At 65.3% G+C, this 18,538-nt stretch carries 17 protein-coding genes and 1 pseudogene; 1 reads left to right on the top strand and 17 read right to left on the bottom strand.

Going from position 1 to position 18,538, the window contains the following annotated elements:
* Window positions 1-38: 38 nt before the first annotated feature.
* The gene (locus tag FQV39_RS33690; protein ID WP_187640354.1) at window positions 39-380 is read left to right on the top strand and encodes a hypothetical protein; all 342 of its coding nucleotides are present in this window, start codon (window positions 39-41) and stop codon (window positions 378-380) included.
* Window positions 381-425: 45 nt separating this feature from the next.
* On the opposite strand, the gene FQV39_RS10690 is transcribed toward FQV39_RS33690, so the two are convergent.
* The 17 genes and pseudogenes from FQV39_RS10690 to FQV39_RS10770 form a co-directional block, all read right to left on the bottom strand.
* Window positions 426-866 carry a Ros/MucR family transcriptional regulator gene (locus tag FQV39_RS10690; RefSeq protein ID WP_149133777.1) on the bottom strand — a complete coding sequence of 147 codons (441 nt, stop codon included), beginning with the start codon at window positions 864-866 and terminating at the stop codon, window positions 426-428.
* 217 nt (window positions 867-1,083) lie between these two features.
* Window positions 1,084-1,410, bottom strand: coding sequence for a YkgJ family cysteine cluster protein (locus tag FQV39_RS10695; protein ID WP_149130269.1), 327 nt, complete (start codon window positions 1,408-1,410; stop codon window positions 1,084-1,086).
* Window positions 1,411-1,839 (bottom strand): hypothetical protein, encoded by a 429-nt coding sequence (locus FQV39_RS10700; protein WP_149130270.1) that lies wholly within the window; start codon window positions 1,837-1,839, stop codon window positions 1,411-1,413.
* Between the two features lie 191 nt (window positions 1,840-2,030).
* Window positions 2,031-2,612 (bottom strand): annotated as a pseudogene (locus FQV39_RS10705) (integrase core domain-containing protein); the annotation flags it as partial.
* 312 nt (window positions 2,613-2,924) lie between these two features.
* Complete coding sequence (locus FQV39_RS10710; protein ID WP_187640240.1) at window positions 2,925-4,139, bottom strand: NAD(P)/FAD-dependent oxidoreductase; 1,215 nt, start codon at window positions 4,137-4,139, stop codon at window positions 2,925-2,927.
* 4 nt (window positions 4,140-4,143) lie between these two features.
* Window positions 4,144-4,959, bottom strand: a complete 816-nt coding sequence (locus FQV39_RS10715) for an NAD-dependent epimerase/dehydratase family protein (protein WP_149130271.1) — start codon at window positions 4,957-4,959, stop codon at window positions 4,144-4,146.
* Complete coding sequence (locus tag FQV39_RS10720; protein WP_149130272.1) at window positions 4,956-6,173, bottom strand: pyridoxal phosphate-dependent aminotransferase; 1,218 nt, start codon at window positions 6,171-6,173, stop codon at window positions 4,956-4,958. Before FQV39_RS10720 ends, FQV39_RS10715 begins: the two co-directional genes overlap by 4 nt.
* Window positions 6,170-7,789 carry a hydantoinase B/oxoprolinase family protein gene (locus tag FQV39_RS10725; protein ID WP_149130273.1) on the bottom strand — a complete coding sequence of 540 codons (1,620 nt, stop codon included), beginning with the start codon at window positions 7,787-7,789 and terminating at the stop codon, window positions 6,170-6,172. Before FQV39_RS10725 ends, FQV39_RS10720 begins: the two co-directional genes overlap by 4 nt.
* Complete coding sequence (locus tag FQV39_RS10730; protein ID WP_149130274.1) at window positions 7,786-9,894, bottom strand: hydantoinase/oxoprolinase family protein; 2,109 nt, start codon at window positions 9,892-9,894, stop codon at window positions 7,786-7,788. Before FQV39_RS10730 ends, FQV39_RS10725 begins: the two co-directional genes overlap by 4 nt.
* Complete coding sequence (locus tag FQV39_RS10735; RefSeq protein ID WP_248313323.1) at window positions 9,891-11,615, bottom strand: thiamine pyrophosphate-binding protein; 1,725 nt, start codon at window positions 11,613-11,615, stop codon at window positions 9,891-9,893. Before FQV39_RS10735 ends, FQV39_RS10730 begins: the two co-directional genes overlap by 4 nt.
* Entirely contained in the window at window positions 11,612-12,559 is a 948-nt protein-coding gene (locus FQV39_RS10740) for an electron transfer flavoprotein subunit alpha/FixB family protein (RefSeq protein WP_149130275.1), read from the bottom strand. The genes FQV39_RS10735 and FQV39_RS10740 overlap by 4 nt, the downstream gene beginning before the upstream one ends.
* The gene (locus tag FQV39_RS10745) at window positions 12,559-13,305 is read right to left on the bottom strand and encodes an electron transfer flavoprotein subunit beta/FixA family protein (RefSeq protein WP_149130276.1); all 747 of its coding nucleotides are present in this window, start codon (window positions 13,303-13,305) and stop codon (window positions 12,559-12,561) included. The genes FQV39_RS10740 and FQV39_RS10745 overlap by 1 nt, the downstream gene beginning before the upstream one ends.
* Window positions 13,306-13,374: 69 nt before the next feature.
* Window positions 13,375-14,109: an ABC transporter ATP-binding protein gene (locus FQV39_RS10750; RefSeq protein ID WP_149130277.1), complete on the bottom strand. Its 735-nt coding sequence runs from the start codon at window positions 14,107-14,109 to the stop codon at window positions 13,375-13,377.
* Window positions 14,106-14,924, bottom strand: coding sequence for an ABC transporter ATP-binding protein (locus FQV39_RS10755; protein WP_149130278.1), 819 nt, complete (start codon window positions 14,922-14,924; stop codon window positions 14,106-14,108). Before FQV39_RS10755 ends, FQV39_RS10750 begins: the two co-directional genes overlap by 4 nt.
* Window positions 14,921-16,240 carry a high-affinity branched-chain amino acid ABC transporter permease LivM gene (gene livM / locus FQV39_RS10760; RefSeq protein WP_149130279.1) on the bottom strand — a complete coding sequence of 440 codons (1,320 nt, stop codon included), beginning with the start codon at window positions 16,238-16,240 and terminating at the stop codon, window positions 14,921-14,923. Before livM ends, FQV39_RS10755 begins: the two co-directional genes overlap by 4 nt.
* A 3-nt stretch (window positions 16,241-16,243) precedes the next feature.
* Window positions 16,244-17,161, bottom strand: coding sequence for an ABC transporter permease subunit (locus FQV39_RS10765; RefSeq protein ID WP_149130280.1), 918 nt, complete (start codon window positions 17,159-17,161; stop codon window positions 16,244-16,246).
* Between the two features lie 225 nt (window positions 17,162-17,386).
* Window positions 17,387-18,511: an ABC transporter substrate-binding protein gene (locus FQV39_RS10770; protein WP_149130281.1), complete on the bottom strand. Its 1,125-nt coding sequence runs from the start codon at window positions 18,509-18,511 to the stop codon at window positions 17,387-17,389.
* Window positions 18,512-18,538: the final 27 nt, after the last annotated feature.

Consider the following 18,538-nt stretch of genomic DNA (forward strand, 5'->3'; position numbering starts at 1 on the left):
TCTCGCCTTCCGAGATGCGCTGGTCCGGAACCCCGCGAATGCCGGGCTTCGTCGCCCGTTGCGCTGACGGCACCATCATCGCACCGGGAAACGGCAAGCTGTTGCAGCCCTGGATCGGGCGCGATGAACATGGCGCAAATGCGCAGGCTCAGGCCGATGGCGCCGATGCACGATGCCCGGTCGAGGATCCTCAACCCTTGGCGGCGGCTCTAGCGGAACTGACCGGCAGTCCTTCCCCGCCCGCTCAGGTTCTAGTTGATGCCAATGGCTGGCTGCGGCGCGCCTTCAGAACCGAAGGCGATGCTTCGCCGGCTGTCGTCGCCTCCGAGCTGACACTCATTCGCGAGCACCCTCTGGGCGGCTCCGCGCTGCATCACTGATGCCCATCAAGGTTAGGAAGACCTGAACGACCGGAGGCGCTCGGATCAGGCCGAAACCTTGGCGCGGCCCCGTTTCGGCGCTGCCGCCGGCGCAGGCACAGCCTTGCGCCGCTGCTGCCCCAGACCCATCTTCTTCGCCAGGTTCGAGCGTGCCTCGGCGTAGGCTGGCGCGACCATCGGATAGTCGTTGGGCAGGCCCCACCGCGCGCGGTACTCTTCCGGAGACATATCGTAAGCGGTACGAAGATGGCGCTTCAGCGACTTGAATTTCTTGCCGTCTTCCAAGCAGATGATGAATTCAGGCGTGATTGACTTCTTGATAGACACTACCGGCACCAGCTTTTCCTCTACGGTAGGTGCCGGCTCTTTACCGAGGCCAGTCAGTGCAGCGTGCGTGCTAGCAATTAAAGCCGGCAGTTCAGACGTTGGCACGCTGTTGTGTGACACGAATGCTGAGACGATGCCAGCGACAAGGTCGACAATCATTTCGTTATTTTCGGACAATTTTTAGTCTCCTGATTCGCTAGTATCGATTCGCCGCTTCATCAACGAGTTCAATCAGTAAATCAAGATTTATCTATGGAAGCAGACGCGGAGCGCCTGCAACTTTTCCTAGAAGCGCAAGAAAAGCAATTTGATAACGCCCCTCCCAAAAAGGCAAAACGGGGACGGGTGGAAAGCCGACGTCACTCGCGCTCGCCGTTTACTTCAAGGCGCTACGCACGATCTCCTCGAAGGCCAGCTTCGCCGAGCCGGATTTCTCGATGTCCATTCGACTGGCCTCCGCGTAGTCGAGCGCGAGTGTCAGCGGCACGGTGTATTGCGCACGTCCGGTCAGGGCCTCGCCGGCTTCGAGCATTGCGGTGGCGAAAGTCGCCGGCATCGGGACGGGCTTCACCGCGTTGTCGAGAGGCGCTTCGCAAAGCTTCGGTGGCGAGGTCACGAGATACTGCCGGCACGTGAATGGCCGCTCGGCATAGATGCTGCACGCATCGTCGGCGAGGAATGGACAGGTGAGCTTGAGCGCCATTTAGCGTCGCGCGATGATGCGCGCCTCGTCGCGCGTCATGGCCGGATCGCGCTGCATGTAGGCCTCATAAAGCCCTGCCTCACGCAGCCGCGTGACGTTGGCGGTAAACGCCGCTCGCACTCTTGCCCCGCTTGGTTCGGGCAGCCGTTCGACGAGGCGCGCCAGCGCATAGGCTTCTGGCGGCGTCACCGGCACCGGCTGGGCCCGGCAGCAGGCCGAGCAGCCCTTGGCGCAGGATACGCGCTCCCCTCCCGCCTCGACGTGAGCGATCGTCGCGTCGATCACGCGGTCGTCCGCCTCACGCAATGCGGGGAGCAGCTCATCGAGCCGCGCCGTCCGGTCCGGAAGGCGCACGTCGATATGCACAGGTCGATCATGGACGCGAAGTGCAAGCGTCACACGCGCAGTGCCTTCGGGATGTCCGCCCATTTTGCCACTCCGGATCGCTGCGAAGTGAGTATGGCATGGATCCAGTTTCGGCCGGCACCGTCGTTTGTGGCGCTCGCCTTGTGCAATCGCCCCGCAGCCGACCAATTGCCCTTGGGGTGGAGGATGTCATGGCAGATGTCGTGCGACTTGGCTCAGGCGTTCCGCGCCCGCCGCTTGGTCCGGGGCGATTGTTAGTGGCCGGTTGGCCTCGACGCTATCGCGGGCGGCGTAGCCGGTTCGGGTTGCGCCGCCGCCTGCGCGGTCATGGTAGGGATGAAGACCTCCGGCGCGGGAGGTTTATAGCCGAGTGAGCCATGAGGGCGCAGCGTGTTGAAGTGACGCCGCCAGCTTTCGATGACGATCCTGGCTTCGGCGAGGGTATAGAAGATCTCGCCGTCGAGAAGTTCGTCGCGGAGTCTGGCGTTGAATGACCCGATGAAGCCATTTTCCCGGGGGCTGCCGGGCGCAATGTAGGCGGTCTTCGCGCCAACCGCGCCGATCCAGCCCTGCACGGCCTTCGCGACGACCTCCGGCCCGTTATCTGAGCGAATATGCTCTGGCACACCGCGCAGGATGAACAGGTCCGAGAGCACGTCGATGACAGCGATGGCCTTGAGGCGCCGGTTTGCACGGATTGCCAGGCACTCGTGGGTGAACGCGTCGATGACGTTCAGCATGCGGTATTTTCTCCCGTCATGGGTGCGGTCCTCGACGCAGTCGCAGGACCAGACAGGGTTGCGGCGCTCGGCGCGCAGGCGGATGCAGGATCCGTCCGCGCGACCAGATGTCTCCGGATAAATCGGCCAAACCCCAATACACACGGGGAAAAATGGATTTCTCCTAGATCCTCCCATGTTGTCTCGAAGATTAACAGAGCAGCGAATCGTTTTGTGACCGACAGTATAACTGTAAGAAATTCAGTCATTTCGCGTTCTTTTTTAACGGAGGCTTGACCTCTGCCACGATGCCAAGGTCTCCGGTAAGTGCGCCCCCAGCGTCAATGGTTTGAAAAATCTTCCGATATCCTTGAGCCATGACTGCCGCGAGCGCCACAAGCGTTCTAAGAAACGAGCCAGCGGCCAAAGTCAGATCACCGCCTTTTCCAAGAACGGCCTGCCTTCTACAATGCGCTCGTATCCGACCTCGGTCAGATCGAGCGTCCGGTAGGAACCATAAGTGATGAGCTCGGAAACTCCGCGCCCCGCGGCCGGTCCCTGCTGAAGGCCATGACCGGAGAAGCCATTGGCAAAGATGAAGTTCGTCACCTGCGGATGGCGGCCGACGACGAGATTGTGGTCGAGCGCGTTGAAGTCGTAGTGGCCAGCCCATTGATTGACGACGCGGATCGCTTCGAAGGCGGGTGAGCGCGCAGCCAGCGCCGGCCAGATGATCTCCTCGAACTCTTCATAGCGCGGCTCGAAATCATCCCAATCGACCGCGGGGTCTTCCACGGGCGCGGCGCCCGACAGGAAGAAGCGCCCTTCGGGCCGGCAGAACACGCCGCTGGGATCGATCATCAGGGGCAGATGGCCCCTGTTGACCTTAGCCGAGCCCTCCGGCGTCTTGGCGCAGTCGAAGACGAAGAGCGTCCGCTTGCGTGGCTCGACCGGGATGTCGAGGCCGGCCATCCGGGCCGTCAAGGCCGCGCGCGGTCCCGATGCGTTGACGATCGTGCCGGCGCCGATGCTGCGGCCCGATTTGAGGGTGACGCCCGTGACCTTGTCGCCGGTGCGTTCGATGCCGACGACCTCGTCGATAAGGTAGTCGGCGCCGAGCGAACGCGCCTTGGCGCGGAAGCCGTTCATGAGGCCGGTATTGTTGAACCAGCCCTCGCCCGAGCGGCCATAGGAGGCGAGCAGGATGTCATCGGTGACAAGATGCGGGAAGGCGTCCGCCAGCTCGTCGCGTTTCCAGAGCACCACGTCGGCGCCGCAGGAAACTTGCGTCTCGTGGTTCTCCCTCAGCGTCGCGACCTGCTCCGCGGTATTGGCGAGGAAGAGATAGCCGCCTTCATGGAAGCCGAGATCAGGTTTGTCGTCGCCGACCTGCATCGTCTCGCCGAATGCGCGGATGAACTGCGTGCCGAACTTGCCGATCTTGACGTTGATCGGGTTTGAGAACTGGTTCCGGATCGAGGAGGAGGAGAGCGAGGTCGCCGCAGTCGTGAAGCTCGGATCGCGCTCGATGATCAGGACCGAACCATTGAAATCGGCATTCGCTGTCAGGAAATAGGCGACGGCCGAGCCGATCACAGCCCCGCCGACGATGACGACGTCGTAATTGTCTTTCATCAGGGCCATGCTCTCACTTGGCCTCGTCGTCGGGATGGCCGAGATCGACGAACCAGCCGCCGAGCGCCTGGGTGGCCGGCGCCTTCGGGTCGAGCGGCGGCTTGGCCGCCTCGACCGCGGCGCGATAAGGCTCCGTCGAATCCTGGGGGTGGAAGCCGAGATGGCCGGCGAGCCGGTTGTCGACCGGCTTCACCTTGTTGTCGGACATGCCGAAGGAAACGGTGAAGCCGACGCGAGGCGCCGTCAGGCTGGCGCTGACCAGCCGCACGCAGTCCTCAAAGGACAGCCACGACCAGAGCATTCGGCGGTCGGCCGGCTCCGGGAAGGAGGAGAAGATGCGCAGGGCCACGCTCTCGATGCCGAATTTGTCCCAGTAGAAGCGGCCGAGATCCTCGACGAAACATTTCGACACGCCGTAGAGGCTGTCCGGCCGGTGCGGCGCTTCGGCATCGATATGGGCTTCGAGCGGGTAATAGCCGATGGCATGAACCGAGGAGGCATAGACCACGCGGCGCACGCCCTGCTTCCGCGCGGCCTCGTAAATGTTGTAGCTACCGCGGATGTTGGAGGCGAGGATCGTCTCCCAGGGCGCCTCGAGCGGCGCCCCGCCGAAATGCACGATCGCGTCGACGCCCTCCGCCGCCGCGATGACCGCGGGCAGGTCGTCGAGCTCGAAGGTCGCCGCCTCCTCGTGGGCCTTAGGGTCAGCAATGGCGACGCGGTCAGCGAGCCGAACTTTACCTGCCAGCGGCGCCAGGCCGCTGCGCAGCCGGCTGCCGAGGCGCCCGGCCGCGCCGGTGATCAGGATCCTGTCGTAATGTGCGCTCATGCGTCTTCCCTCACCTTCAATTTCGAGACCGCCTCGCCGATCCGCGCCACGGCGTCGCTGAGAACCGCGTCGGAGGTGGCGGTCGAGATGCGAAAGAAGGGCGAGAGGCCGTAGGCCGCGCCCGGCACGGCCGCGACCTTGCCCTCGTCCAGCAGATAGCGCGCCACGGCCGTATCGTCCGCGAGCGCCTCGCCGGCCGGCGTTTGCGCGCCGATGAGCGCTGCGCAGCCGATATAGGCGTAGAAGGCTCCCTCCGGCGGGTCGAGCGTCAGCGCGTTGATGCCCTTGATGCCGGCCACCACGAGATCGCGCCGCCGTTCGAACGCCTGCCGGAAGCGGGCGGCCTCCTCCTGGGGGCCGTTCAGCGCCGCAACCGCCGCGGCCTGGGCGATTGAGCAGACCGAGGTACAGGACTGGCTTTGCACCGTCGCCATCGCCTTGATCAGCGGCGCCGGACCGGCGGCATAGCCGACGCGCCAGCCGGTCATCGCATAGGCCTTGGAGACGCCGTTGACGATCAGGCTGCGATCACGCAGCTCCGGGCAGGCCTGGCCGAAGGAGACGAAGCTGCGACCGTCGAAGATGATGTGCTCGTAGATCTCATCGGAGAGCACCAGCACCTGCGGATATTTCGCGAGCACCGCACCGAGTGCCTTGAGATCGGCCTCCGCATAAACCGCGCCTGAGGGATTGCCCGGCATGTTGAGGAACAGCCATTTGGTGCGCGGCGTAATTGCGCTTTCCAACAGCTCCGGTGTCAGCCGGAAACCGCTCTCGACGCCGCATTCCACCGAAACCGGCGTGCCGCCGAGCAGCTTCACCATCTCCGGATAGGACACGAAATAGGGAGCCGGCACGATCACCTCGTCGCCTGCTTCCAGCGTCGCCATCAGCGCGTTGAAGATAATCTGCTTGGCGCCGTTGGCGACGGCGATCTCATCGGGGCCGTAGCTGAGGCCATTCTCACGCTCGAACTTGCCGGCGATTGCCTTGCGCAGCGCGAGCGTGCCATTGGCGGCGGTATAGAGCGTGTCGCCGGAGCGAGCCGCCGCGAAGGCTGCGTCGATAATATGATCAGGCGTCGGGAAATCGGGTTCACCGAGGCCAAGATCGATCACGTCGATGCCCTTGGCGGCGAGCGCCTTGGCGGCCTGCGAAGCCGCCATCGAGGCCGAGGGGCGGACGACCGACAGACGAGATGAGACGTAGTTCATCGGCTTTTCTCCGTGACGTAGCCCTTGACCTGATCTGCTTCACGAGCCTCCGCCTTGCGCTTGCCCGGATCGCCGAAGCCACCGCCACCTGGAAGCTCGAGCTTGAGCCGGCGGCCAGCCGGCACATGCTGCCAACCCTTGGCGCGCATGCGGGTGCCGTCGTCGAGCGTCACCGAGCCCGGCGCGCCGCCCTCACCGCCATTGCGGCCGCGGGCCGGGTGGCTGATGCGGTCGAACATGGCCGAGAAGTCGAACTCGTGGCCGTCCTCGGCCGCGATCTCGATGGATTGGCCGAGGCCGCCGCGGAACTCGCCGTCGCCGCCGGAGCCGGGCCTCAGCTCCTTGCGCCAGATCACGATCGGCCCGGTCTGCTCGGTCGCCTCGATCGGCATCGTATGGACGCCGGAGGGGAAGGCCGTCGCGGCGAGGCCGTCGATGCCTGGGCGTGCGCCCATGCCGCCGGAGTTGAACATCAGCACCTCCGCCCGCCGCCCTGCCCCGCCGACGACCGGCCGCACCGAGATATGGATGTTCCACAGCGAGGCCGCCCCTTCCGCCAGGATGCGTCCGGGCAGCGCCTGCGACAGCGCGCCGAGCACCAGATCCGGCACCATATGGCCGAGCACATGACGCAGGCTGACCGGGGCCGGCCGTTCAGCATTGAGGATGTTGGCCGGCGAGGACACGGTGAAGAAGGCCAGCGAAGCCGAGTTGTTGGGAATGTCCGGGGCCACCACGCATTTCAGCGCATAGGAGGCATAGGCCTTGGTGTAGATGATCGGGACGTTGATGCCCCAGCGGCTCACCGGTGCGCAGCCCGTGAAATCGACCGCGACATGGTCGTCGGCGATCGTGATCCTGGCGGCGAGCGGAATCGGCTCGTCATAGCCGTCGGTCTGCATAGCGTTGGACCAGCTTCCCTTCGGGAGCGCGGCGATCCGTTCGAGCATCGCGGCCCGCGTGCGCGAGAAGATGAAATCACCGAGGGGGGCGAGAGAGGTCAGTCCAATCTCGCGCATCATCGCGACGAGCCGGCGATGGCCGACGTCGTTGCAGGCGGCGAGCGAATAGAAGTCGCCGACGACCTGGTTCGGCTCGCGCACGTTCTGGCGCAGGATGCGGACGAGATCCCTGTTCACCTGCCCGCGCTCGGCGAACTTCATGATCGGGATCTGGATGCCTTCCTCATAGACCGACTTGCCGTCGGCCCCGAAGCCGCGCCCGCCGACATCGACGACATGTGCGGTGCAGGCGAAGAAGGCGACCAGCTCGCCGTTGAGGAAGGAAGGCGAGACCATGGTGATGTCATGGAGGTGGCCCGTCCCCTTCCAGGGATCGTTGGTGACGTAGGTGTCACCCTCGAACATCTCCTCGCGCGGGATCTCGGCGATGAAATGCAGCACGGCCTCGGCCATGGTGTTGACATGGCCGGGCGTGCCGGTGACTGCCTGGGCGAGCATCTGACCCTGCGGGTCGAAAACGCCGGCCGAAAGGTCGCCCGCCTCCCGCACCGAGGTCGAGAAGGCGGTGCGCAGCAGCGTCATCGCCTGTTCCTCGACCACGGAGATCAGGCGGTTCCACATCACCTGCATGCGGATGTCGTCGATCTCGCTCATGCTGAAGCTCCGGTCTTGGAAGGATCCTTGCGGACCAGGAGGATGGTGCCGTCGCCCTGCAGCACAGCATCGAAGGGCGAGGTCACGACGGTCGAGGTCTCGCGCTCGACGATGATCGCCGGACCGACGACCTTGGCGCCCGGCTTCAGCGTCTGACGTTCGACGATCCCGGTCGGAAGGAAGGCGCCCTTCGTCGGGTCGAAGACCTTGCGCGCCGTTGCCGGCGCATGTACCGCGCCGTCGCGGATCAGCTCCTGACGAGCCGGCGCAGGCCGCTCGTCCTGGACCTTCACCGACCAGGTGACGATCTCGATCTCCAGCCCGTCGAGGCCGTCGATCGCGCGGCCGAAGAAGCGCGCATAGTTCTCGCGGAAGGACTCCCGGATCGCTTCGGCATCAGCCGCGGCGAACGGGCGATCCGGCAGCGAGACCGGGATCTCCCAGCCCTGTCCCGCATAGCGCATGAAGGCGGTGATCTCGCACAGCAGCTTGCCGTCCGTGCCGCTGCGCACGAAGGCCTCGGCCGTGGCCTTGAGCCCGGACAGGAGTCCGTTGACCTCGGTGGCGTCGAAGGCCGAGAGCCGGACCAGCCGCGAGGCCACCGCCTCATAGCCGAACGGGGCCTTGAGGAAGCCGATCGCCGAGCCGACGCCCGCCCCTTCCGGCACGAGGCAGAGATCCACGCCGAGCTTCTCGCACAGCCGCGCCGCATGCAGCGGCGCCGCTCCGCCGAAGGCGATCATGATGTTGTCGGAGATGTTCTTGCCGTTCTCGACCGCATGGACGCGGGCCGCATTGGCCATGTTCTCGTCGACGACCTCGCCGATGCCGAAGGCGGCCGCTTGCGGCGTTAGCCTGAGGCGCTCGCCGACATCGGCCGCGATCGCGGCTTCAGCCTTCTCGACCGAGAGCTTGATTGCCCCACCGGCGAAATTGTCGGGGTCGAGCTTGGCGAGGACGAGATCGGCATCGGTGATCGCCGGGCGCTTGCCGCCGCGCTGGTAGCAGGCCGGGCCGGGCTCGGAGGCCGCGCTTTCGGGGCCGGTCTGGATGCGGCCCATCGCGTCGACCCAGGCGATCGAACCGCCGCCGGCACCGATCTCGATCATCTCGATCACCGGGATCGAGATCGGCATGCCCGAACCCTTGCAGAAGCGATAGGTGCGGGCGACTTCGAAGCTGCGCGCCGTGCGCGGCTGGAAATCCTCGATCAGGCAGATCTTCGCTGTGGTGCCGCCCATGTCGTAGGAGACGACGTGGTCGAGGTCGAAACGGCGCGCAATGTCGGCGGCGAAGATCGCCCCGCCGGCCGGGCCCGATTCCACAAGACGGACCGGGAATTCGGCCGCGGTCTCGACCGAGACCAACCCGCCGCCGGAATGGATCATGAAGACGGGGCAATCGGCGCCCATTTCCCTGAGCCGCACCTGCAGCCGGTCGAGATAATCCGCCATCTGCGGCCGGACATAGGCATTGGCGCAGACCGTGTTGAAACGCTCGAACTCGCGCATTTGCGGCGAGACCTCGGACGAGATCGAAATCGGCGCCTTGACCTTGCGCGCGATGATCTCGCGGGCGCGCCGCTCAGGCGCCGGATTGGCGTAGGCGTGGATGAAGCCGATCGCGACCGCGCCGAAGCCTTCGGCCGCGATGCGATCGGCGATTGCTTCCAGCGCCGCCTCGTCGAGCGGTTGCAGTTCCTGCCCCCGCGCATTGATGCGTCCCTTGACGGTGAAGCGGTCCTCGCGCGGCACCAGCGGCGTCGGCAGGCGAATGCCGAGATCGTATTGCTCGAAGCGGTTCTCGGTCCGCATCTCGATCACGTCGCGGAAGCCTTCGGTGGTGACGAAGGCGGTGCGCGCGCCGCGTCGCTCGATCAGCGCGTTGGTGGCGAGCGTCGTGCCATGGACCACGATGTCGAGCGCCGACGGCGCGACGCCGGCCTCCTTCGTGACGATCGCGATGCCGTCCAGGATCGCCTGCTCGGGCTTGGCGTAGTTGGTAAGGACCTTGGTCGAGTGGATCATTCCCCGGACATCGAGCACGATATCGGTGAAGGTCCCGCCGATATCGGCGCCCAGCCGGATCTGCGACAGCGCGGTCATACGTTCTCCTTTCGCGCCTGCTTGGCGAGCGCGGCCTGCCGCATCTGGCTCAGCGTCTGGCGCGGGGTCAGGGCTTCCGGGGAAATGTCGAGGTCGAGCACGGCGCCGGTCTTGGAAGCCAGCGCCCGCGCGAAGGCAGCCGGGAAATCCTCGGTCTTCGCCACGCGCTCGGCGTGATAGCCATAGGCGCGCGCGAGCAGAATGAAGTCCGGATTCTCCAATTTGGTTCCGGAGACCCGGGCTGGATAGTTGCGTTCCTGGTGCGCGCGGATCGTACCGTAGATGCCATTGTTGAGGAGCAGCACGATCGGCTGGACGCCGGCCTGCATGGCCGTGCCGAGTTCCTGGCAGTTCATCTGAAAATCGCCGTCACCCGCAAAACAGACGACCGTCCGTTCGGGATGGGCGACCTTCGCGGCAATGGCCGCCGGCAGACCGTAGCCCATTGCGCCCGACTGGGGCGCGAGCAGCCGCGCCTGCTTGCCATAGCGGAAGAACTTGTTCGGCCAGACGGTGAAGTTGCCGGCTCCGTTGGTGAGGATCGCATCCTCGGGCAGGTTCTCGCGCAGCCAGGCAGTGACGACGCCCATGTCGACCGGCGACGGTTGCGCCGGGCAGTCGAAGCTGGCCTCGTAGTCGGCCCGCGCTCTGGTCCGCCACGCCGCCCAATCGCCCTTCACCGGCGCGAGCGCGGCTGCAAATGCATTCGGTCCCGCCTGGATACCCAGGGTCGGCATATAGACCTTTCCGATCTCCCGGTCGGAGCCATGGATATGGATCAGAGTCTGTGCCGGGACCGGCACGTCGAGCAGCGTGTAGCCGTCGGTGGTCATCTCGCCGAAGCGGACATTGACGGCGAGGATCACGTCAGCCTCGCGCATCAGCCGGCGGACATGCGCCGGCATGCCGACACCCGCCTCGCCCACAAAGACCGGCGAATGGTTGTCGAACTGGTCCTGATAGCGGAAGGCTGCGACGACCGGGATGTCCGAGCCTTCGGCGAAGGCTTGCAGAGCGCCCTGCCCTGCTTCCGTCCAGTTGCAGCCGCCGATCATCAGCAGCGGGCGTTTCGCGGAGGAAAGCAATCCCCTCGCCTGCTCCAACGCATCGGCGCCCGGCGCAGGCTCCGCGACCCGTGCGGGCTGCCTCAGCGGCGACGACTCGCTGAGTGAGGTCAGCATGTCCTCCGGCAGGGCGATCACGACCGGGCCGGGCCGGCCGGTGGTCGCCGTCGTCCAAGCGCGCGCCAGGATTTCCGGGATGCGGTCGACATCGTCGATCTCGACCGCCCATTTCGCCATCGTGCCGAAGACGGCGCGATAATCGAGCTCCTGGAAGGCCTCACGGCCCTTCATGTCGGTCCCCACCTGGCCGACGAAGAGCAGCATCGGCGCGGAATCCTGCATCGCCGTATGCACGCCGATCGAGGCGTTCGTCGCGCCCGGGCCGCGGGTTACGAAGCAGATGCCGGGCGCGCCGGTCAGCTTGCCATAGGCCGCAGCCATGAACGCCGCCCCCCCCTCATTGCGGCACAGCACGAAATCGAGTTTGCCTGCCGTGTCGTGGAGCGCATCGAGCACCGCGAGATAGCTCTCGCCCGGCACCCCGAAACTCTTCCTTGCTCCGAGAGCAACGAGACTCTCAACCAGTAACTGACCGCCGTTACGCATCTGCTCCATTCCTTGCGATGTCGTGGTGCCGACCTGTTGGGCCGCCGTCATTGGCCGACCCGCCCGAGTTCGGCGTCGAGTTCCGGCAGGACGGTGAAGAGGTCACCGACGAGGCCGTAATCGGCGATCTGGAAGATCGGCGCTTCTTCGTCCTTGTTGATGGCGACGATGACCTTCGAATCCTTCATGCCGGCGAGATGCTGGATCGCGCCGGAGATGCCGACGGCGATGTAGAGCTCCGGCGCCACGACCTTGCCGGTCTGGCCGACCTGCCAGTCGTTCGGGGCGTAGCCGGCATCGACCGCGGCGCGCGAGGCGCCCATCGCGGCGCCGAGCTTGTCCGCCACCGGCTCGATCACCTTGCCGAAGTTCTCGGCCGAGCCCAGCGCACGGCCACCCGAGATGATGATCTTGGCGGAGGCGAGCTCCGGACGATCGGACTTGGCGACCTCCTCGCCCTTGAAGGACGAGTTGCCGGGGTTCGCCGCCGCCGCGACCGTCTCGATCGGGGCCGCAGCCGCCCCGTCGCCGGTCGCGGCGAAGGAGGCGCCGCGCACGGTGAGCACCTTCTTGGCGTCGGCGGACTGCACCGTCTGGATGGCGTTGCCGGCATAGATCGGCCGCTCGAAGGTGTCGGCGGACACGACCTTCGTCACCTCCGAGACCTGCATCACGTCGAGCAGGGCAGCGACCCGCGGCATCACGTTCTTGCCGGTGGTGGTGCCGGGCGCGACCAGCGCATCATAGGGGCCGGCGAGCGAGACGATCAGCGCCGCCAGCGGCTCGGCCAGGCGATGCTCATACGCCGCATCCTCGGCGAGCAGCACCTTCTCGATGCCGTCGAGCTTCGCCGCCGCCTCGGCGACGGCCTTGGCATTGTGGCCGGCGACCAGCACGTGCACGGGCGCCCCGAGCGCCTTGGCGGCGGTCAGCGCCTTGCGGGTGGCCTCGTTGAGGCTGGTGTTGTCGTGCTTGGCGATCAGCAGCGTGGTCATCAGATCACCCCGGCGGTCTTGAGCTTGGAGACGAGTTCGGCGGCGTTGGCCACCTTGATGCCGGCGGAGCGGCCGGCCGGCTCCGCCGTCTTCAGCACCTTGAGGCGCGGGGCGACATCGACGCCGAGCGCTTCGGCCGTGGTCTCGTCGAGCGGCTTCTTCTTCGCCTTCATGATGTTGGGCAGCGAGGCGTAGCGCGGCTCGTTCAGGCGCAGATCGGTGGTGACGATCGCCGGGAGTTTCAGGCCAACGGTCTGCAGGCCGCCATCGACCTCGCGCGTCACGTCGACGCTGTCGGCGCCGAGCTCGACCTTCGACGCAAACGTGCCCTGCGCCCAGCCGAGCAGGGCGGCGAGCATCTGCCCGGTCTGGTTGCAGTCGTCGTCGATTGCCTGCTTGCCGAGGATGACGAGGCCGGGGTTCTCCTGCTCGACGACCTTCTTCAAGAGCTTGGCCACCGCGAGCGGCTCGACCACGCCGTCGACCTTGACGAGGATGCCGCGATCGGCGCCCATGGCGAGGCCGGTGCGGATCGTCTCGGCCGCCTGCGCCGGGCCGATCGAGACTACGATCACTTCGCTCGCCTTGCCCGCTTCCTTGAGGCGCAGCGCCTCTTCCACCGCGATCTCGTCGAACGGGTTCATCGACATCTTGACGTTGGCCAGCTCGACGCCGGACCCGTCCGCCTTGACGCGGATCTTCACGTTGTAATCAACCACCCGCTTCACGGGCACCAGGAGCTTCATCGTCAGATCACCAGTTGAAATGACAAGGTCAGGATCAGCAAAAGCCGATCCCAAGGTTCAAATTTGAATTCAGTGCACGCCGAGATAGGCGTTGCGCACGTCGGCATTGTCGAGCAGGGCCGCGCTGGCACCGGACATCTGGATGCGGCCGGTCACCATCACGTAGGCGCGATGCGACAGGCGTAACGCGAGATTGGCGTTCTGCTCGACGAGAAAGATCGTCTTTCCCATGGCCGCGATCTCGGCAAGCACCTCGAAGATCCGTTTCACCACCAGCGGGGCAAGGCCGAGCGAAGGCTCATCGAACAGGATGAGCTCGGGCCGCGCCATCATCGCCCGGGCCACCGCAAGCATCTGCTGCTCGCCGCCCGACATGGTTCCCGCGACCTGGTTGCGGCGCTCCTTGAGCCGCGGGAAGAGATCGAACATGGCGTCGCGATCCTCCTCGTAGCGCTCCATCCCGATGGCGGTAGTCCCCATCATCAGATTCTCCTCGACGCTCATCTCCTGATAGATCTGCCGGCCTTCGGGGACGAGCGCGATTCCTCGTCCCGCCACCTTGTTGGTGGGTAGGCGCGAGATGTCTTCTCCGCGGTGCAGAATGCGTCCGGCCGAGATCCGGGGCGCTCCGAAGATCGCCGAGAGCAAGGTCGTCTTCCCGGCCCCATTCGCGCCGATCAGGCTGACGATCTCGCCCTTGTCGACCCGCAGATCGACACCGCGCAGCGCCTGCACCGGCCCGTAATGAGCGTCGACGCCCTGCAGTTCCAGCAGCGCCTGGCCTTGCCCGCCGGCAGCATTCATGGCGCGACCTCCTTCTCCTCGACGCCGAGATAGGCCGCGATCACCGCCGGGTCGGCCGCGACCCGCTGCGGCGTGCCGTCGGCAATGACGACGCCATGATCGAGAACCACGACATGGCTCGATATGCTCATGACCAGATGCATGTCGTGCTCGATGACCATCACGGTCAGGTCATGCTCCTCGCGCAGGCGCTGGATCACCTTCGAGAGCTCGACCGTCTCGGCCGAGTTCAGGCCGGCTGCCGGCTCGTCCAGGCAAATCAGCGTGGGAGAGGTGCACATCGCCCGCGCGATCTCGAGGCGACGCTGGCGGCCATAGGGCAATTCGCCCGCCAGCCGATTGGCGTCATCGGCGAGATTCATCTGCCCGAGCCAGTAATAGGCGCGGTCCACGGCTTCCGCTTCGGCGCGCCGAAAGGCCGGCGTCTTCAGGACGCCGCTCAGCAGATTGCCGTTGGTGCGCAGATGCTGGGCGATCAGGAGATTCTCGACGACCGACATCTCCTTGAACAGGCGGATGTTCTGAAAGGTGCGGGCGATGCCGGCCCGCGTGACCAGATGCGAGCCGCCGACCACGGGCGTCGCCAGCAGCGCGCCGATATCGCGGCTTTGGCCGTCGGCATTGAGGAGGATCCGCCCCTCGCTGGCGCGGTAGAAGCCGGTGATGCAGTTGAACAGCGTGGTCTTGCCGGCGCCGTTGGGACCGATCAGCGCGGTGATCGAGCCGCGCTCGACGGCGAAATTGACATTCTGGTTGGCCACGAGACCGCCGAAGCGCATCGTGACGTTCTCGACGCTGAGGACGGGAGCGGTCATGGGGCGGCTCCCGCGGGTTCGAGCGTTGCGATGCTCTGCGGCTGACGCGCGGCGGATGGGAAGAAGGCGGGACGCGTGATGCGAACGAGGCCGCGCGGCCGCCAGATCATCATCACCACCATCAGAATGCCGAAGACCAGAATGCGGTATTCGGCGAAGTCGCGCAGAACTTCCGGCAGAATGGTCAGGACGATCGCGGCGGCGATGACACCGCGCGTCGAGCCGAGGCCGCCGAGCACGACGATCGCCAGGATCAGGGCCGACTCGAAGAAAGTGAACGAGGTCGGGTTCACGAAGCCCTGATGCACGGCGAAGAACACGCCGGCGATGCCGCCCGTCGAAGCGCCGAGCATGAAAGCCGAGAGCTTCGTCGTGACCGCGTTCACACCGAGCGAGCGGCAGGCGATCTCGTCCTCGCGCAGCGCCTCCCAGAGCCGCCCGATCGGCATCGCCCGCAGCCGCGCGACAATGTAGACGACCGCGCAGACGACCAGGAACAGGGTGAGATAGATGAACCAGAATTTGTAGTCAGCGCTGTAGCGAAGGCCGAAGAATTCGTGGAACGGCGTGCCGCCCTGCCGGGCCGCGCGCGTGAATTCGAGGCCAAATATGGTCGGCGAAGGAACCGGAGCCCCGTTCGGCCCACCGGTAAACTCCAGCCAATTGGTGAGCACGAGACGGATGATCTCGCCGAAGCCGAGCGTCACGATCGCCAGATAGTCGCCATGCATCCGCAGGACGGGAAAGGCCAGCACCATGCCGCAAAAACCGGCCAGCAGCGGGGCGAGCGCGAGCGCTCCCCAGAACCCCAGCCCGAGATATTGCGAGCCCAGCGCCAGCAGATAGGCGCCGACCGCATAGAAGGCGACGAAGCCGAGATCGAGCAGCCCGGCGAGCCCGACGACGATATTGAGACCCAACCCAAGCAGAACATAGATCAGCGCCAGGATGGCGATGCCGAGCCAGTACTTGTCCGCGAAGAACGGAAAGGCCAACCCCGCCGCGAAGACCAGGGCAAGAGCAAGCAGCGGCGATTTTTCCCGGCCCGAGGCGACCGTCACCCCGCCCCCCGTCGTTCGCGACAGAAGCTTGGCGAGACGCTGTCCCGGCCTGCTTGCCAGCGCGAGCGTGACGAGCACGCGCCCGAGCGCGACGATCGCGGCGATGACCAGCGGGCGCACGAGATGGCTGGAGAAGGTGAAGCCTTCGAGAACCAGGCCGGAGATCGGCCCGAAGACGATCAGGGCGATGACGAAGGTGTAAGCCGCTTCCTTGAGCAGCGCGAGCGGCATGGACGCGCGGGATGATGTGTCCATCGCTCACACCTTCTGAATTTCGGGGCGGCCGAGCAGGCCGTAGGGGCGGAACAGCAGCAGCGCGATCAGAAGGCCGAAAGCGAAGACATCCTTGTAGTCGGTGCTGACATAGCCGGCGAAGAGCGCTTCGGTCAGGCCCAGCAGCAAGCCGCCGAGGATCGCCCCCGGCAGCGAGCCGATGCCGCCGAGCACCGCGGCCGTGAAGGCCTTGATGCCCATGACGAAGCCGATGAAGAAATTGAAGGAGCCGTAGTTCAAGGTGACGAGCACGCCGCCGACGGCGGCGGTGGCCGCGCCGATGACGAACACGGTGGAGATGATGCGGTCAGTGTTGACGCCCAGCACCGCCGACATATGCCGGTTCTGCTGCGTGGCCCGGCAATGCCGGCCGATCTTCGTGTGGCCGATCAGATAGGTCAGGATCGCCATGGCCACGAAGGACGCAACCAGGATGATGAGCTGCATATAGGTGATCTGGGCGAAGTCCTGCGCGGTCCCGACCCGGATCGTCCCTTCGATGAGCACGGGGACGCCCTGGTCGCGCGCGCCCTGGGAGATCTGGACATAGCTCTGCAGGATCAGCGAGATGCCGATCGCCGAGATCAGGGGAGCAAGCTTCGTCGAGCCGCGCAGCGGCCGATAGGCGACCTGCTCGATCGACCAGCCATAGATGCCGGTGATGAAGCAGGTGATGACGAGAACCGAGATGACCGCGAACGGAACCGAGTCGATCCCGAAATAATGCAGCACGGCCAAGGTGATCGCCGCGATATAGGCCGACACCATGTAGACGTCGCCATGGGCGAAGTTGATCATCCTGATGACGCCGTAGACCATAGTGTAGCCGACGGCGATCAGGCCGTAGATCGAACCCAGCGTAATGCCGTTGACGAGCTGCTGGGCGAGAATGTGGAAGCTCATGCCATACCCCGCCTGTTGAGTGACGATCGGAAAGCGAGCCGGCCGGGTTTGGATCGCTTTTCGATCAGGTGGAACCGTCATTGCGAGCGCAGCGAAGCAATCCAGGGGGACGTAGAGTTCTGCCGCTCCTGGATTGCTTCGTCGCTTCGCTCCTCGCAATGACGGCCTCTGCGATCCAGCCTGATCGAAAATCGCTCTAGAAGAGCCCGGCCGGCCCGGGGAGCATCACTTCGCGGGAATGGCGTTGCCGTTGTCGTCGAAGGTGTAGAACACCCATTTGAAGCCCTTGACGTCGCCCTTGGCGTCCCAGCCGAGCTGACCGACCGCGGTCTTGACCGAGGCCTTGCGCAGCCAGGCGATCTGCGCCTTGACGTCGCCGCCATTCGTGCCCTTGAGAGCGTCGACGACGGCCTGCGCGGAGGCGTAGCCGTAGAGGGTGTAGTTGTCGGGCGCGATGCCGGCCTTCTTCAGCGCGGCCTGCGCCTCGGCGGCGTCGGGATCCTTGCGCGGGTCGGCCGCCGAGGAATAATAGGCGTCCTTGAGGAACTTGGCGCCGCCGGCGGCGGCAACGAGTTCCTTCTGCGCGATGCCGTCGCCGCTGATGAACTTGGCCGTCAGCCCCTGTTCGCGGATCTGGCGGATCAGGGGGCCGGCCTCGGGGATCAGGCCGCCGAAATAGATCGCCGTCGCGCCCGAGCTCTTGATCTTCGTCACCAGCGCGTTGAAGTCGCGCTCGCCGCGCGTCAGCCCTTCATAGAGCACCGGCGCCACGCCGCGCTCCGCGAGCGTCCGCTTCAGCGCATCGACCAAACCCTGCCCGTAAGTATCCTTGTCGTGGATCAGGGCGATCTTATCCGCTTTCAGCGTGTCGAGAATATAGGCGCCGGCCACGACAGCCTGCTGATCGTCGCGTCCGCAGGTCCTGAAGATGTTCTCCAGCTTGCGATCGGTGACGATCGGATTCGTCGAAGCCGGCGTCACCATGAGAATGCCGGCGTCGGAATAGATCTCGGAGGCCGGGATCGTGCTCGACGAACAGAAATGACCCACCACCGCATTGACCTTGTCCTGGTCGACGAAGCGGTTGGCGACGGCGACGGCCTGCTTGGGCTCGCAGGCATCATCGCCCTTCACCAGCTCGATCTTCTTGCCGCCGACGCCGCCCGACGCATTCACATCCTTGATGAAGGCCGAGGCGCCGGACCAGATCTGCTCGCCGAAGGTGGCATTGGCGCCGGTCATCGGCCCGGCCACGCCGATCTTGATCGTATCGGCGGCATAAGACGCCGAAGCCGTCAGCAGCATCGCCGCAAGACTGGTCGCCAGCGAGAATTTCGTGATCGTCTTCATCGGCTTGTTCCCCGGAATATGATGTTG

Source organism: Bosea sp. F3-2 (genome assembly GCF_008253865.1).
Classification (GTDB): Bacteria; Pseudomonadota; Alphaproteobacteria; order Rhizobiales; family Beijerinckiaceae; genus Allobosea.

Bases quoted from the DNA above. Each gene is read 5' to 3' on its own strand.
- FQV39_RS10700 (WP_149130270.1), bottom strand. From the start codon at position 1,839: ATGGGCGGACATCCCGAAGGCACTGCGCGTGTGACGCTTGCACTTCGC.
- FQV39_RS10725 (WP_149130273.1), bottom strand. From the start codon at position 7,789: ATGAGCGAGATCGACGACATCCGCATGCAGGTGATGTGGAACCGCCTG.
- FQV39_RS10735 (WP_248313323.1), bottom strand. From the start codon at position 11,615: ATGACGGCGGCCCAACAGGTCGGCACCACGACATCGCAAGGAATGGAG.
- FQV39_RS10720 (WP_149130272.1), bottom strand. From the start codon at position 6,173: ATGAACTACGTCTCATCTCGTCTGTCGGTCGTCCGCCCCTCGGCCTCG.
- FQV39_RS10745 (WP_149130276.1), bottom strand. From the start codon at position 13,305: ATGAAGCTCCTGGTGCCCGTGAAGCGGGTGGTTGATTACAACGTGAAG.
- FQV39_RS10770 (WP_149130281.1), bottom strand. From the start codon at position 18,511: ATGAAGACGATCACGAAATTCTCGCTGGCGACCAGTCTTGCGGCGATG.
- FQV39_RS10740 (WP_149130275.1), bottom strand. From the start codon at position 12,559: ATGACCACGCTGCTGATCGCCAAGCACGACAACACCAGCCTCAACGAG.
- FQV39_RS10695 (WP_149130269.1), bottom strand. From the start codon at position 1,410: ATGGCGCTCAAGCTCACCTGTCCATTCCTCGCCGACGATGCGTGCAGC.
- FQV39_RS10730 (WP_149130274.1), bottom strand. From the start codon at position 9,894: ATGACCGCGCTGTCGCAGATCCGGCTGGGCGCCGATATCGGCGGGACC.
- FQV39_RS10755 (WP_149130278.1), bottom strand. From the start codon at position 14,924: ATGACCGCTCCCGTCCTCAGCGTCGAGAACGTCACGATGCGCTTCGGC.
- FQV39_RS10710 (WP_187640240.1), bottom strand. From the start codon at position 4,139: ATGGCCCTGATGAAAGACAATTACGACGTCGTCATCGTCGGCGGGGCT.
- FQV39_RS10750 (WP_149130277.1), bottom strand. From the start codon at position 14,109: ATGAATGCTGCCGGCGGGCAAGGCCAGGCGCTGCTGGAACTGCAGGGC.
- FQV39_RS10765 (WP_149130280.1), bottom strand. From the start codon at position 17,161: ATGAGCTTCCACATTCTCGCCCAGCAGCTCGTCAACGGCATTACGCTG.
- FQV39_RS10690 (WP_149133777.1), bottom strand. From the start codon at position 866: ATGATTGTCGACCTTGTCGCTGGCATCGTCTCAGCATTCGTGTCACAC.
- FQV39_RS10715 (WP_149130271.1), bottom strand. From the start codon at position 4,959: ATGAGCGCACATTACGACAGGATCCTGATCACCGGCGCGGCCGGGCGC.
- FQV39_RS33690 (WP_187640354.1), top strand. From the start codon at position 39: ATGCCGGGCTTCGTCGCCCGTTGCGCTGACGGCACCATCATCGCACCG.
- livM (WP_149130279.1), bottom strand. From the start codon at position 16,240: ATGGACACATCATCCCGCGCGTCCATGCCGCTCGCGCTGCTCAAGGAA.